A 14,681-nucleotide genomic window follows, 5' to 3' on the forward strand; every position below is an offset into this window, starting at 1 on the left:
CGCTACTTTGGCGCTTCTGACTCTGTAAAATTGGTTTTAAAAGTGAAAGCATACGGCGTATCACCGATTTCTCTGAGGTGTTCAAGTCGCTCTATCGCTTCTTCGAGTGTGGGAATATGGTCTTCTTCGATCCACCAAAGAACATAAGTATCTTCAGGTAAACGATGAAACCAATCCCCCTTTCGGCGCATGAAATCACGGTGATGTGTGCGGAACATAAAGTTCTTTAATGAATCCACAGAGTCCCACACCGACATGTTCACAATCATATTAGGATCCTCGAAAGCTTGGATGTTGGTGGCGTCACCAGATTCATCTTTCAGACGCCAAACAAACCCTTCACTGCTTTCTGCGATTCCATTAACCAACTCTAAGTTATCAACAAACTCTTTGATTTCTGGCGCATCTAACGGGTATTTTGCCAGAGCGATATTTAACTGAGCTAATTTCATAACGTTTCTTCCTTGATAAATTATGAGTAATAAGCGACGTTTTTCTAGGCGTTCTTACTCAAGTAAACCCTAACAAATCCAAACTCTTCGTCGGTTTCTTCCCTATCAATCGACCAACCATTTTTCAGATAAAACTGAATCGCTTGATCATTACCTTTGAATGTTTCAAGACGATAATGTTCATGACCCAATGTGCTCATCTCGTTCTCAACATACTTGAGAAGAGTCGCACCAAAACCAGAACGTTGAATGTTCGGGGAAACCATTAAGATATGTACGAAGTCATTTTCAAACGCACAATAACCTTGAATCTGATTATTTGATTCAAGCACGACACAATTTGAGAGTTGTTTCTCAACTTCTTTATCAGACTCACCACTGTTGATGAACCAATCCACGCCTTCATCGCCCAAAAACGAACGGTAACACGCATTGATTGTGTCTCTCGCTAGCTCTTGGATTGACGCTAAATCAGATGCTTGGGCTTTTCTAATATTTTCCATATAACCTTCTTGTTCTCGCGAATAACGCTTCACTCAATTGTGAGAAGTACGACTACTTTACCCAAAAGTTTGTGCTGTAAACACTAAAGTTGAATCAAACTGGTGATATTAAGAATTGGGGATGAATGTAAAACGCAGTTATGGCTTGAGTTAGGGATTAGAAATTAAGCACTGAGAGTTAAGAGTTAAGAGTTAAGAGTTAAGAGTTAAGAGTTAAGACGATAAAGCTTATATTCATAGAAAACCACGGGACTTTCATCAGAGGCTTGCTCAACAAAACCTAGTTTCTTAAGTAAGTGTGCAGACGCGATGTTTGAACGATCGACACCGCCAATCAGTGTTGACCATGACTCCGTTTTTGCGACTTCTGTGATGAAACTCTGTAATAACTCACTCGCTAAACCCTTGCCCCAGAACTCTTCTGCAAGCAAGTAGCCAATATGAGCATCACTTTCGTCTTCTACATAAGCGAACAGAAAACCAATCAATTGATTATCTTTGGATTTCACTTGAAGCAAGCGGCTCTCCGACAACATTCGGTCGAGCCAAATTTCAGCCAGTTCACCTGACACAATACCGTGAAAGTATGGTGGCAGGTTTTCAACTACTGACGGGGTTAGAATACCAGGTACTCGCTCAAGCAGAGCCGAACGTTCAAGAACAGTAACTTCACCTGCAACTTCTTCTATTTTTAGTCTTTGAGTTTCAAACGAGATCGCCATGTTCCCAGCCTAGTTCGATAAAAATGTGGATTGTACACCTGAGTTCTCGTATTGGCTTCGTTTCCAAACCAAAGCAAACTAAAGAACAGCCACGCCTTCAACTTCAATTACTGCGTTAACATTAGCGCGCTCGATTATCTTGAGTAACGTCGTTTGAACTAACTCATTATCTCGGATTTCGGTTTCACAAGAAAAACGCTCTTCTTGGACACCATCGCCCTCACTCAGCATAAATTGAACTGCGACTTCCGTTGCGAGATCTTTGGTCGTCCCGTAATACGCTAACGTGATTTTTGGGTATCCGTGGTCGCCCTTTTTAACCTGCTTTGCGATACGTTTCTAGGCTTTATCTAAATTCATGCAACTTCCTTTTAAGTCTGAAATACAAGGTGACTAGAAGACCTTTTTAAACGGTAAGCAATACAATCAGCGTTGGTTATCGAGTTTCCCTAGCCTCTTGATACTAATCAAGATGGTACAGTCTTAGCACTTTAAAGAGTGATAGCTAGAACACAGAAAACCTGTTTAAGAAATATAATGACAGCGCGTAAGAACTACGCGCCAAGAAGCGGTAGATGTTTTCGTTGTTGATAAGTTAAGGCTAGCTCTAAGCACTGCTTGATTGGTGCCTTGGGAAGTGGTTCAGTTAGGTTCAAAACGATTGCCCGATTACCTTGAAATGCCAGTGTGCCATCGTGCAATTCTCTGAATGTGTCGATTAGCTTCGTTTGACAGTTAAAGAACAAGTAATAGTTGTTTGGTGATTTCAATTTCCAGTCAATTCGAATTGGGCTGCCCGTCTTAACGCTGTAACTCGGCTCGCCCCATTTCAGAGACTCTTCGACTTCACCTAATTCCAAATCATATGAAAGCTCAAATATTAACGAACGCAACTCTTCAAGTCGGCTTCGAACATCATCGGGATACTCGTCGAAATGTGTTTTGATTGCTCTGTCCATTCAACCTCCGATTCATTTGTTGTGCTATTAAAGTACAGCTCACTTAAAGCATAGAACCTTAAACATTAGCGCAACTTAAAACAAAAAGTGCCAAGCCTCGTAAATCACTTTTGAGTTACCTGTTCGTTAGCGGTTTTCAACGCCAGCTTTAGACCGTCCGTATCCTTACAACCAATGTAAACATGCTTTCCATCGCTTAAGCTTAACTTCAGCGCTGAACCTATCGATGCATTATACAACCAGCCATCGCTCAGCATTCGGATACCAATACCTTGATACCATTTACTTTGATAGAACGATGCCTCTGCAATGTCTGACACTTCTACATTCTTACGCCAAAAGCCAAAGCCGAAATACCAGCTTAGTACATTGTCTTTGACCTCAATGGTCATAGAGAAAAAGAGCAAAGCAATTAAAGCATTGATGGCGTGAGCGATTAATGTCCCGGGGTTATTATCCGAGGTAACGACAATGAAAGCACTTATCGCAACAAGGATGAGCAGCAATTCCTTGTTGAACTCCTTATTATAAAACACAGCGACAACTCCTATAGAAAACGAACAACCCACTAACTAGCCAACAGTTATCTTACTGCAGCCTTTCTAAATAATCGTAGCAAGTAATGCAGGCATACTCCCACAACCAAACCAAGTAGCATCGCTTTGATACTACCAACCCAAAGTATCAAACCAGAATAACCTTGTCCCGGACCTAAGCCTTGTTTATTAATCACATCGACAAACATAAATCCGTTCCACAGCACATGCAGTGAGGCTGTAAATCCATGCACACAAATTGCGACGGTTCCAAGTAACTTGTACTTGCTAATGACAGGTGCACCACAAAAAATGACAACAAGCGCAAAGGTCAAAATCAGAGGGCCAGACAGTACCAAAGTGAGTGTGATGACTTCAACGTGGCTCTCTATGCCATAACTGTATGTACAAAATACCATTGTCATTGAAAACAAAAGCGAAATGAGTGCGAGCCATAGCGTTCTATTCATTGGGGTTCCCTGCCTTAATAGTGGGTTTAGGACAAATTCGATAATCGACAGGAAGAACTAATTACCAAAAATACGGCATGAGAAATGCCCTTGTTACTCTACTATTCGATGGACGACTCAGACTTTCATAAACCCAATGTAACGTGAGACTTAGAACACAAGCTAGATAACAAAAAGGCCACTCACCTTCGCGCCTGACTGCATACCTTATTGAGCGCCCTGTTGAACCCAAATAACATTTTCGTTTGAAGTGGGAACCTCAAACCAAGACCAAAACAGATCTAACATTTCAGGTGTCATTTCATAAGACTTACCATCCAGTTCAGAGTTACGGCTAAATGCCCTCTCCTTACAAGTCTCAAACGGAACATCAAGGTAGTGAACTTCGCTGTCCACGCCTAGGTTTGATGCCCAGCTTGTAAAAGAATCTCGGTCGGACTTACGCCAAAAACCGAAGTCAAAAATTACCGGAACACCCAAAGAAAAAAGCTGCATTGCAGAGTCCTTGAATAACCCTTGAAGCGTAGCCAGCCTGCTATCAAAAACCTCACGCTCCATATGCTCGCCATACAAAGGAATCATCCACTCATCAATTGAGAAACGAAAGGCGCCATGCTTTTCTGCAAGCGCTTTAGAGTAAGTCGTCTTACCCGAACCAATAAAGCCACATACGAAATAGATTTTAGTCATGATTCCTCTTTTGCTTATAGGTAAAGTTACTGTGTAAAAGCGGTCTTACTCGGAACTTCTCGTGCATAGTGTCATCATTGTTTCAGACACAGACTGTCCTTCTATAAGGTAACAATCTGGAACTTCTCCAATCACTTCGAAACCACATTTCAAATACAAATTTTTTGCAGGAAGATTATTCGAGAGAACATTGAGATCTAACCAATCGATACTTGGGCTTTCGTTACAAAACTCAGTCACGCACTTAATCAGTTCTACACCCAACCCTTGCTTTCTTAGACTTGAATTAACACCCATGCCGAGAAGCACACGATGAAACTTATACTCTTCACTGTAATGACGTAGGTCTATATGACCAAACACTCGTTCCTTAGAGTCTTTGATTACCCGGAGCTTTCTCCAGCCATGTTCACCAAGGCTTGCCTCAAAACCATTTCGAAACTTGTCTTTAAATTGTTCTGAAACTACACAATTCTCTTTAGAGATCGGTTGGAAAAGTGGAGAGTTATCATCCGCATTCTCAAGAAGCTGTGCTCCTATGTATTCGAAAAAGGATTCTAAATCCGACAGAACGGCTTCCGATATTCTCATGTAATCTCCTTCTTGCGCATGATTCTTTCTTTTAGAAGTGTACCAATACTGCTAACGACAAACGTAAAAGCAAACGCCACAAGTGGCTGATAGAAATCAAACGCACCATCCGTCATAAAAAAGTACTGATGAATGGAAACACCAAAACCAACACCTAATGCCAGCTTCAGATTCTTGAAAATGCCTTGTTTCACGTTCATTCCCTCGTAGAAAGCAACACTATGTATAGGTGTGAGTGACGTTATGGTCGAACTCTCTGTGATATAAACGCTTTAAAGCCAAGTAAGTCGAAACTGCAAAGCGTTGGGAATTCATCTTGAGCGCTTGTTAGGCAAATTTCGTTTCGCGCGCCATTTCCTGAAAATCTTGCCCATTGAGAACGAAGTCTTTTGTATATTTAAAGCCTGCTTTATTGGTATGAGCAGCAAAAGAACGAGCATTGTCTTTATGCACGTATGTGTAAACGTAAGAAAATTTAGAACTTCTTACTTCACAACTAAACCGAAACAACTTCTCAAACACACCTTGACCACGACAAGCCTTACCCACACAGACAGGTCCCCAAAAGTATGAATTAGAAGAGCTTAGTTGGGTACTCCCAACTACCACTGAACCAAGCTTGTTCGCCACAGAAGTGAGTCCTTCTGAACATTCCCAGAACTTCCATGAAGCACAAGCAGCCATCGCTACTATCGTGTTGTTAAGTTCAGCAACATATATAGCCTGCTCTTGCTCGATAACTTGAGTTAGAAGCACTTCGTCCATCACTGTATTTAAGAAACCATCGCATTTATCAGATTCATCCAAGTTAGATACATGACAAGATTTCTGTAGTTCTACGATTTGACTGATGTCCTCTAGTTTTGCAGCTCTTATTTCCATGACTTCCCCTACTGAATATTTCTTCTTTTTGCCTAACGAATGACATGAATTCCTCCTACCGAGGATCTTCCACACTTATGTGGTACTTAAATGCATCGGAGGCACCATGTCTGATTATTCTTATTTCTGCGGTATCGACCTAGCTAGAAACCACTTCAGTCTTCATACCGTAGACCAAAATGGTAAAGTAATACTTCACAAGTCGGTAACTCGCTCTAAATTACTGACTAAAATAGCAAATATGCCACTCATTGGTGTCGCTCCAATCACAGGCGAAAGTAGTCGCTGTAAAGTAAACGCACGCTCCAAGGCGTTAGAGCGCAAGTACGTACAGTTTTATATATGGCAATGATGTCAGCCATGCAACGTAATCCCGTATTCAAAGCAACTTATGCTCGACTTGTAGCTACCGGAAAGCCTAAGAAATTCGCAATAATCGCGTGTGTTCGAAAGATGGTTGTGACTCTTAACTCTATGCTGAGAGATGGCGCCATGTGGGATGAAAACACTGCCAAAAATTAATCATTGACGCCATAGTCGTTTGTTATGTGCGTTTTTACAGTTTTAGTTGAAAAGCTTAAAGCTCTTTAAACTTAATAATGTAAGGTCGATTTCCTTTGTCAACTCTGAATGAGACGCCCACAAAACCTTTAAACCCTCTAATACTCTTATCGTGACTGACTTATATTCCCGATAATTTCTTAACTCATAAATTATCGCTCTTTGAGAGTCCATTCCTATGCCGTCAGTCTTACCTCTCACTAACTTATGAATAAGTCCATGGTAATTTTCAAACCGCTGTTGAGCTTGTTCGTTTCGCTTAACATTAACATAACGATATGAAGAAAATGCGAATGCAAATAATGGTACAAGTAAGCTGCAAAGTGCAACGATTTCAGAAAAAGTAAATTCGTTTGTTATCAAGTCACTACCCATAATACAGATTAAATTTTAGATTAAGCGCATAACGCCCTGTTAAGGAGTGAGCAACGCAATACCAATTGCGCCGCATACCACCTTAAACACCAAAAACAACGCATGGTAAAAATGCCACGCGTTGCGAATCCCTCTTGAACAATTTATTATAACCGCCCATCAACCTGCGCAATATACTTAACTGCACTTCTTGTCACACGAAACATTCGACTTCCTGAACCGTTGAAATCAAGCATGAGCAAACCAAGTGAGCATAAAAGATTGAAATCATCGTCCACAAAACGGTATTCAGTGATACCTAATGATCGTCTGTCACCATCAAAAACACGATAGTCTGTGCCGGAGAGAGTTTTTGACTCCAAAATAAAACTACCTTGAGACTCAACTAAGTTCCTCAAAATTGTCATTGCTTGATCAGAAATTTCCGCGTTTGGGTTAATAGCATTAGCAATTTCATGAAAGCCCTCTATACCAGAAGCTAGCTGAAGTAAGGACTCATCTAAATGATTAAGTTTACTCAGTACTAAATCGTGATTTTGTTGAAGTAAACCTTTAATACTCAAGCCTAGAAGCTGATTTGTATGAAGTTCTTCAATAACACTTTTGTGTCTTTTATCGCTAAGCCAATTTACAAATTCTTGATACTCATCGTCAGATACTGACTTTCGATCAGATTTGAAGTTATAAATCAGACCAATTATCGTAGCTAAAGAACTGAATACTTCCATTTTGACCTCATTAGGTTATAACGCCGCGTTAAGTAGTGAGCAACGCGACCACCTAACCTAAGCCATTACGCCTTAAACACCAAAACTTAACTTGAGCTTAGAATGCCGAGCGTTGCGAATCTGTCTTAAACGCTTTGTTATGTGTTTGTTTTCGCATAGTACAAAACTCTTTCTTTATATTGTCACAAGCGATTGATAAGGATTTTTCGGCAGAAACCGAATACGCTACTATTTTTTCACTTTGCTTTTGGTATGGAATTGAAGTTAGTAAGTTTTCCATTAATTCTTCGGTGAAATCGATGGTATTCGAGATATTTCCCACTTCATCGCCTGTACAGAACGTAGCCACCCACTCCAAATCTGCTTTTGACTGGGAAATAGAACGAAGCCATGCATATTTAAGCGGTTCATTATCATTTGCCAACTTTTCGATATCAGCGTGAACGAATGCACCATTTTCAATTCTAGACACCCAAAGAGTTGATTCCTTATATGCTTCAAAGTTCCGAAGCAACTGATAGTAGTTTTTTTCTAATTTAATTATCGCTTCGTATCTTTGGGAATGCGCAAACTGTTCTTTCCACGTACTTAAAGCGCGGTAAGCAAAAAAAGCTGCTACAGCTGTTGCAAACCCTCCAATTAGAGCACCAACACCAGCTGCCACATCAGTCCATTTCACACCGATAAAATAGTCCCCAACAAAGGTACAACCTAGCAAGAAGCCAAAGCTTAAGTTGGTCAAAGTGAACATCGCAACTACCGCAGTTCCCGTTATTTTCAAACTTTGAACTCCCAATTTAAGAAAAACACATAACAGCTATTAGACAGATTAATTCTGTATTTAAATACAGAATCATTCTACCTAGTTTCATATGCACTGCAATTTACCACGATTAATCACAGTAATTCAGTGACTTAAAACATAGATACGTTCATTGAATGACTAAATGCAGAATATTTCCATATAGTATGATTCTAGCGAACACCCTCTATGACTGTACATAAACACAGCTCCCACTCATACCCCAAAAACAGAAAAAGCCTGCCATTTATGCGAACATAAATGGCAGGCTTTATACGTTAGTTAAGCTTGTGAGTAGCTAACTTACGCCGCTTCGAATGCGAGGGCCTTCTTCTCTACCTGACGGAAGATCAGCGTTAGTACGCCGTTTACTGCTAAGTAGAATGCGCCAGCAATGCCGAACACGGTTAGCGTGTCGTAGGTTTGGCCGTTGATACGCTGTGCGTAGCCCATCAAATCCATGATGGTGATGGTGCTTGCCAATGACGTGCCTTTGAAGACTAGAATCACTTCGTTCGAGTAAGCTGGAACAGCGCGGCGTAGAGCGTATGGCAGTAACACTTTAAGCGTTGCTACTTTGTCCATACCAAGTGCACGACACGCTTCCCACTGCCCTGCTGGAATCGCGTTGAATGCGCCTCTGAACAGTAGCGTGCTGTAAGCAGCGGTGTTCAATGCTAATGCTAACATTGCACAGAACCAAGGTTGGCTTAACCATGTCCACATGAAGCTTTCACGAATCCAATCGAACTGGCCCGGGCCGTAATACACCAAGAAGATTTGAACCAACAATGGTGTGCCAGTGAACAGCGTGATGATGCCACGAGTGAACCAGTGAATCGCCGGTATTCTTAGGATTAGCGTTACCGTCATCAGCAGTGACAAGATACAACCAACCAGCAATGAAGCGCCTGTAAGTTGAAGACTGGTCACTAAGCCTTCAAGCATTTGAGAGAGGTATTGTTGATTCATGCCATTGCCCCTTTGTTACCCAAACCTTGAATAGAGAACTTACCATCAATCACTTTTACCAATCTTTGTGTGATTAAAGTGATGACCAAGTAGATTGCTGCTGCTGTCGCGTACCAAGTAAATGCTTCGTGCGTTGCCGCTGATGTTAGTTGTGCTTGTTTCAGCAAATCTGTTACGCCAATCAGCGATACTAATGCAGTGTCTTTCAGTAACACTAACCATTGGTTGGTTAGCCCTGGTAGTGCGTGTCTTACCGCTTGAGGTAACACGATACGAAAGAATGCACGAGACTGAGAAATACCAAGCGCGCTTGCTGCTTCTCTCTGCCCTTTGCTTACTGCTTTTAATGCACCACGCAAGGTTTGCGAAGCGTAAGAAGCAAAGATAAGTGACAGTGCAACAACACCAGATAAGAACGGGCTCACTTCTATGAAGTCGCCAGTGATCATAAACAGAACTTGTGTCGAACCAAAGTAGATAAACAGTACGACCAGAATTTCTGGTAAACCACGAACAATCGTCACAAATGCAGTCGTTGGCCATTTGATTGCAATACGACGAGACATCTCACCACTTGCAAACAAAACTGCTAGAACCAATCCAACCAATAGGCTTACGAACGCAAGCTGAACAGTCATCCAGCTTGCTTCGACGAGCCCTAAAGAGTAACCCGTTAATTCCATAAATTACTTACCGAAGTACTTGTTGAAGATCTTGTCGTATTCGCCGTTTGCTTTTACTGCTGCAAGTGCAACGTTAAGCTGGTCTACAAGTTCTTGGTTGCTCTTGTTTACTGCGATGCCAAAGCCGTTACCGAAGTACTCTTGGTTCGTTACTTGGTCGCCAACGTACGTTAGGTTGTCTTCTTTCTTGAACCATTCTGCTACAACGGCTGTGTCACCGAATACAGAATCGATACGACCGTTCTTCATGTCGATAAACGCATCTTGGTAGCTTGAGTAAGGTACCGCTGTTACGCCAGTCATTTGCTCAAGTAGGAAGCTCTGGTGAGTCGAACCATTTTGAACACCAACACGCTTGCCTTCTAGTGCTGCTTGGTCTGCTACTTTGCCTTCGAAAGAGATGAATGCTGCAGAGTTATCGTAGTAAGCGTTAGAGAAGTGCACTTGTTTAAGACGCGCTTCTGTGATGTCCATTGCTGAGATAGCTGCATCGTAACGTTTGAATTTAAGTGCAGGGATCAAGCTATCGAATGCTTGGTTGTGGAAAGTACATGTCGCTTTCATCTCTTCACAAAGTGCGTTTGCTAGGTCTACGTCAAAACCTTGGATTTGGTTGTTCTCATCCATGTATTCGAATGGTGCGTAAGTTGCTTCCATTGCGAATTTGATTTCTTCTTGAGCTGCTGCGTTAAAAGAAGCAAGGCCGATAAGTGAAGCTAGTAGAATCTTTTTCATTTTGTTACTCCGAATACTGTGTAATAGCGGCCTGTGGCCATTCTTATAATTTGATTGTTTTAATTGATGTTGTGTTTAGCTAAATCTAGTGAGTCAACTTTCTTTTAATACGTGACTTACTTAATGAGTCAGATACTCGGCAAACTCAGGTGTCTGCGGATTAACGAATGAATCGCTGGTGCCGTGTTCAACGATGTACCCTTTCTCTAAGTACAGAACGTGACTAGCAATCTTCTTCGCGAAATCGACTTCATGCGTCACGACCACTTGGGTAATGCCCGTTCCGCTCAATTCTTTAATAATGCTCACGACTTGGTTGGTGATCTCAGGATCAAGCGCCGCTGTTGGTTCATCAAACAACAACACATCCGGTTTCATCATCAGCGCACGTGCAATCGCAACACGCTGTTGTTGACCGCCAGACAGTTGAAGTGGCCAAGCGTCTGCTTTGTCGGCAAGTTGAAGTGTCTTTAATACTTCTTGAGCTTGCTTAATCGCTTCTTGCTTATCCAAACCCGCAACTTTGGTTGGTGCTTCAATCAAGTTTTCCATCACCGTCATGTGTGGCCATAAGTTGTATTGCTGGAACACCATGCCGACTTTACGACGAAGTTTAAGCCCCTGCTTCTCTTGGATTTGGCTTGAAAAATCGAATTGCTCGTTCGCAATGTCTAATTCACCGTTGTCCGCGATTTCTAGCAGGTTCAATACGCGCAGTAATGAACTCTTGCCCGCGCCGCTTGGGCCAAGCAATACCAAGGTTTCGCCACTGTCACAGTCGAAACTGATGTCGTGAAGAACTTGGGTATCACCGTATGATTTGTTGATGCTCTTTACTTGAATACTCATGCCACAATACTGCATTAATTGTCATTTGTTGGTTATTCTATTCAATCCGAGGTTTTATGCAAGAAAAATGTATAAAAAACTACTTTGTTGAATTTTTGTAACAAATATTGTACAAAAAACAGTCGCTATAACTGGTCTTACAACCAAAACTCGCAAGCCATTGATAAAGCTAATATCGAGATAAAAAGCAAACGTTTTGCTATCAATTTATAAATCATCGCATGGTTGCTTGTTTATGTGTGCACTCTCCTATCACCGCTTATTTACTTGCATAAAAATTAGGGTTAAATAGCTTGGTTTCCTATCCAACTGACTGGTTAAGAATGCTTAGTTTTCCTTTAAGGTCGTTTCGAATTATTCACTTAGTGATGAGGAAATATTGGAAATTGAGTTTCCTGGGGAGCGTCAAAGCGCAATAAATGCTTTAATGCTTTAATGGGTTCTATTCTCAACAACAATGACTTCCCAGCGAACAACACGCAGTACAGGCAATAAGTCATAAACCTTAAGTAATTAGCCATAAGCAACAAGCAACAAGCCATCTATTTTTAAAGCGACAACACATTAAGGCAGTCATATGCAAAACGATGTCTCTTCTACGCTCGACTCAAACCAGCGACAGACTCAAAAGAATCCCGATGCCAAACCTGAGAAAAAAAGCCTCAGTATTTTGTTTGAGCTGAGTAAATTCATTCAGCCTTATAAAGGTCGTGTTATTGCCGCGTTGATCGCGTTGATCTTCACAGCGAGCTTAACCCTTTCAGTCGGACACGGTATTCGTCTTCTCATCGACCAAGGTTTTAGCCAACAATCACTCTCAGACTTAGGCAGCGCGATTCAATTCATCATGGTCGTGGTCGTGTTAATCTCGATTGGTACTTTCTTCCGCTTCTATTTGGTTTCTTCTGTTGGGGAACGCGTGAGTGCAGACATTCGCTTATCGGTTTTCAATCATGTCGTGACGCTGCACCCGAGTTACTTTGAAACCAATGGCAGTGGCGACATCATGTCGCGCATTACAACGGATACTACTCTGCTTCAAAGCATCATAGGTTCATCGTTCTCTATGGCGATGCGCAGCGCGTTGATGTGTATTGGTGCAATCATCATGCTGTTTGCCACCAACATTAAGCTGACGTTGATTGTATTGGCCTCGGTGCCATTTATCTTGATTCCAATCCTAGTCTACGGGCGTCGTGTAAGAGCCCTATCTCGCCAAAGCCAAGATTCGATGTCTGATGTGGGTTCTTATGCAGGTGAAGCGATTGAACATATTAAAACGGTGCAAAGCTATAGCCGCGAAGAGCAAGAGAAAGCATCATTCGCGGTAGAAGTGGAAAAAGCTTATGAGATTGGTCGCCAGCGTGTAAAACAGCGCGCGATTCTTATCTCTGGCGTTATCGTGATTGTATTCAGCGCTATCGCAGGCATGCTTTGGGTTGGCGGCAGTGATGTCATCAACGGCACCATGTCGGCGGGTGATTTAGCCGCGTTTGTGTTTTACGCAATCATGGTTGCTTCGTCATTAGGTACAATTTCAGAAGTAATGGGCGAACTGCAACGTGCGGCAGGCGCGACCGAGCGATTAATCGAGATCCTGCAAGTTGAAAGCCATATCGTTGCGCCAGTTGCGAATCCAACTTCGCTTGCTAACGTAACGCCAGAAGTCGCATTTGATGACGTGACCTTCTGTTACCCTTCAAGACCGGACCATCCCGCAACAAGCAAGCTCACGCTCACTGCCCATGAAGGTAAAGTGTTGGCACTTGTTGGCCCATCTGGTGCAGGTAAAACCACCCTGTTCGAACTGCTACAACGTTTCTACGACCCACAAGTGGGTAAAGTCACCCTAGGCGGCGTTGAACTGAATCAGTTTGATCCTAACGAGCTAAGAAAGCAGATGGCATTGGTGCCGCAACAACCTGCTCTGTTCAGCAACGATGTGTTCCATAACATTCGTTACGGCAACCCGCAGGCAACAGACGAACAAGTTATCGAAGCGGCGAAGAAAGCACACGCGCATGAGTTTATTCAAAACCTACCTGATGGCTACAACAGCTTTCTTGGTGAGCGTGGTGTAAGGCTTTCTGGTGGACAGAGACAACGTATTGCGATTGCACGTGCCATCTTGAAAGATCCAAATATTCTATTGTTGGATGAAGCAACCAGCGCACTAGACAGCGAAAGTGAGCATCACGTACAACAAGCGTTAGAAGAGTTAATGCGTGGCAGAACGACGATCATTATCGCCCATCGATTATCAACAATTAAACACGCCGACCAAATTGCGGTGCTCGATAAAGGACAGCTAGTAGACATCGGCGACCACCAGTCTCTCATCAACAGCTGCGAATTGTACCAACGCTTGGTTGAGCTGCAATTCAAACACCTTAGTGCGTAATCATTGAGTGGATGTGCAACTAAGTCACTGACATTGTGTGGTTTCAAGCTTCAAAAACTTAAATCACACGTGTTGCAGTTTTGTTAATTTAGCGGTAGGGTTTTTATTCCAATAACAACTTATTCCGATGAAGGATAAGTAAATAACGTTAATTACACAGATAACAATAAGAGAGTTCGCATGGAAGCACTATTATCTGACTACCCGGTAGTAACAGAAATCCCTGTCGCTTGGGGAGAAATGGACGCACTCAATCACGTTAACAACGCCGTATATTTTCGCTATTTCGAAACCGCTCGCTTAGATTTTTTCAAGCACGTTGAGTTGATGGAAGAGATGGCGATTACCAAAGTTGGCCCTGTTCTTGGTGACACTTACTGTAAGTATTTCCGCCCGGTCACGTATCCAGATACCTTGATGGTTGGCTCACGTGTTACCGATATTCAAGATGACCGATTCACCATGGAATACGCGATTGTCAGTAAGGCTCAACAGAAAGTGACGACCGTTGGCACTGCGACTATCGTGATGTTTGATTTTGCTTCGAACCAAAAAGCCCTGCTCTCGCTGCGCTTAACCAATGAAATCGAAAAGATGAACACGTTGAAAAGCCCATGCTTCAAACAAGAAGCCGTGACGGAATAACGTATTCGCTGATTGAGAAAGACTCAGAAAGTTTCAGACATTAAAAAGGCCACTCGATTGAGTGGCCTTTTGTTCATGGGTTCTGAGTGCTTATAAGCAGTTACGCGTTTAAGCGTTATAAACCT

The 14,681-nt window shown here is 42.3% G+C and carries 19 protein-coding genes and 2 pseudogenes; 4 read left to right on the plus strand and 17 right to left on the minus strand.

The genetic code is table 11. The features are described 5' to 3' along the window. Positions 1–2: 2 nt before the first annotated feature. The 11 genes from AB6E85_RS07985 to AB6E85_RS08035 form a co-directional block, all read right to left on the minus strand. Positions 3–452 (minus strand): DUF3291 domain-containing protein, encoded by a 450-nt coding sequence (locus AB6E85_RS07985; protein WP_017088441.1) that lies wholly within the window; start codon positions 450–452, stop codon positions 3–5. Between the two features lie 44 nt (positions 453–496). Further along, complete coding sequence (locus AB6E85_RS07990) at positions 497–955, minus strand: GNAT family N-acetyltransferase (RefSeq protein WP_248383461.1); 459 nt, start codon at positions 953–955, stop codon at positions 497–499. Positions 956–1,161: 206 nt separating this feature from the next. Further along, entirely contained in the window at positions 1,162–1,677 is a 516-nt protein-coding gene (locus AB6E85_RS07995; protein ID WP_372142146.1) for a GNAT family N-acetyltransferase, read from the minus strand. A 78-nt stretch (positions 1,678–1,755) separates the two neighbouring features. Then, positions 1,756–2,010: a hypothetical protein gene (locus AB6E85_RS08000; protein WP_372142220.1), complete on the minus strand. Its 255-nt coding sequence runs from the start codon at positions 2,008–2,010 to the stop codon at positions 1,756–1,758. 221 nt (positions 2,011–2,231) lie between these two features. Further along, a complete protein-coding gene (locus AB6E85_RS08005; protein WP_372142148.1) occupies positions 2,232–2,636 on the minus strand; it encodes a DUF1801 domain-containing protein in 405 nt (134 codons plus the stop codon). A gap of 104 nt (positions 2,637–2,740) precedes the next feature. Further along, complete coding sequence (locus tag AB6E85_RS08010) at positions 2,741–3,205, minus strand: hypothetical protein (protein ID WP_372142150.1); 465 nt, start codon at positions 3,203–3,205, stop codon at positions 2,741–2,743. Between the two features lie 14 nt (positions 3,206–3,219). Continuing rightward, complete coding sequence (locus tag AB6E85_RS08015; protein ID WP_372142152.1) at positions 3,220–3,642, minus strand: hypothetical protein; 423 nt, start codon at positions 3,640–3,642, stop codon at positions 3,220–3,222. Positions 3,643–3,849: 207 nt separating this feature from the next. Then, positions 3,850–4,332 carry an AAA family ATPase gene (locus tag AB6E85_RS08020; RefSeq protein ID WP_372142154.1) on the minus strand — a complete coding sequence of 161 codons (483 nt, stop codon included), beginning with the start codon at positions 4,330–4,332 and terminating at the stop codon, positions 3,850–3,852. A gap of 45 nt (positions 4,333–4,377) precedes the next feature. Beyond that, positions 4,378–4,923 carry a GNAT family N-acetyltransferase gene (locus AB6E85_RS08025; protein ID WP_372142155.1) on the minus strand — a complete coding sequence of 182 codons (546 nt, stop codon included), beginning with the start codon at positions 4,921–4,923 and terminating at the stop codon, positions 4,378–4,380. Beyond that, complete coding sequence (locus tag AB6E85_RS08030) at positions 4,920–5,117, minus strand: hypothetical protein (RefSeq protein WP_017077822.1); 198 nt, start codon at positions 5,115–5,117, stop codon at positions 4,920–4,922. Before AB6E85_RS08030 ends, AB6E85_RS08025 begins: the two co-directional genes overlap by 4 nt. A 133-nt stretch (positions 5,118–5,250) precedes the next feature. Beyond that, positions 5,251–5,805, minus strand: a complete 555-nt coding sequence (locus AB6E85_RS08035) for an N-acetyltransferase family protein (RefSeq protein WP_372142157.1) — start codon at positions 5,803–5,805, stop codon at positions 5,251–5,253. A 106-nt stretch (positions 5,806–5,911) separates the two neighbouring features. Between AB6E85_RS08035 and AB6E85_RS08040 the strand changes: the two are divergent. Both AB6E85_RS08040 and AB6E85_RS08045 read left to right on the plus strand, forming a co-directional pair. Next, positions 5,912–6,064 (plus strand): annotated as a pseudogene (locus tag AB6E85_RS08040) (IS110 family transposase); the annotation flags it as partial. Next, positions 6,053–6,327 (plus strand): annotated as a pseudogene (locus tag AB6E85_RS08045) (transposase); the annotation flags it as partial. The pseudogenes AB6E85_RS08040 and AB6E85_RS08045, both read left to right, overlap by 12 nt. 560 nt (positions 6,328–6,887) lie before the next feature. On the opposite strand, the gene AB6E85_RS08050 reads toward AB6E85_RS08045, so the two are convergent. From AB6E85_RS08050 to artP, 6 genes are all read right to left on the minus strand, one after another. Next, on the minus strand, positions 6,888–7,469 hold the full coding sequence (locus tag AB6E85_RS08050) for a hypothetical protein (RefSeq protein ID WP_372142158.1): 582 nt from the start codon (positions 7,467–7,469) through the stop codon (positions 6,888–6,890). Positions 7,470–7,566: 97 nt separating this feature from the next. Continuing rightward, positions 7,567–8,250: a hypothetical protein gene (locus tag AB6E85_RS08055; protein ID WP_372142160.1), complete on the minus strand. Its 684-nt coding sequence runs from the start codon at positions 8,248–8,250 to the stop codon at positions 7,567–7,569. A 324-nt stretch (positions 8,251–8,574) separates the two neighbouring features. Next, the gene (gene artM / locus AB6E85_RS08060) at positions 8,575–9,243 is read right to left on the minus strand and encodes an arginine ABC transporter permease ArtM (protein ID WP_017083622.1); all 669 of its coding nucleotides are present in this window, start codon (positions 9,241–9,243) and stop codon (positions 8,575–8,577) included. Further along, positions 9,240–9,926 carry an arginine ABC transporter permease ArtQ gene (gene artQ / locus AB6E85_RS08065; protein WP_017061822.1) on the minus strand — a complete coding sequence of 229 codons (687 nt, stop codon included), beginning with the start codon at positions 9,924–9,926 and terminating at the stop codon, positions 9,240–9,242. Before artQ ends, artM begins: the two co-directional genes overlap by 4 nt. Before the next feature lie 3 nt (positions 9,927–9,929). Next, entirely contained in the window at positions 9,930–10,661 is a 732-nt protein-coding gene (locus AB6E85_RS08070; protein WP_372142162.1) for a lysine/arginine/ornithine ABC transporter substrate-binding protein, read from the minus strand. 120 nt (positions 10,662–10,781) lie between these two features. Then, entirely contained in the window at positions 10,782–11,510 is a 729-nt protein-coding gene (gene artP, locus AB6E85_RS08075; RefSeq protein WP_050645362.1) for an arginine ABC transporter ATP-binding protein ArtP, read from the minus strand. 577 nt (positions 11,511–12,087) lie between these two features. On the opposite strand from artP, the gene AB6E85_RS08080 reads away from it, so the two are divergent. Both AB6E85_RS08080 and AB6E85_RS08085 read left to right on the plus strand, forming a co-directional pair. Then, positions 12,088–13,911, plus strand: a complete 1,824-nt coding sequence (locus AB6E85_RS08080; RefSeq protein ID WP_372142164.1) for an ABC transporter ATP-binding protein/permease — start codon at positions 12,088–12,090, stop codon at positions 13,909–13,911. A 180-nt stretch (positions 13,912–14,091) separates the two neighbouring features. Continuing rightward, on the plus strand, positions 14,092–14,556 hold the full coding sequence (locus tag AB6E85_RS08085) for a thioesterase family protein (protein WP_048615837.1): 465 nt from the start codon (positions 14,092–14,094) through the stop codon (positions 14,554–14,556). Positions 14,557–14,681: the final 125 nt, after the last annotated feature.

The sequence above is a fragment of the Vibrio sp. 10N.247.311.51 genome, assembly GCF_041467855.1.
In the GTDB taxonomy this organism is placed as follows: Bacteria; Pseudomonadota; Gammaproteobacteria; order Enterobacterales; family Vibrionaceae; genus Vibrio; species Vibrio coralliirubri.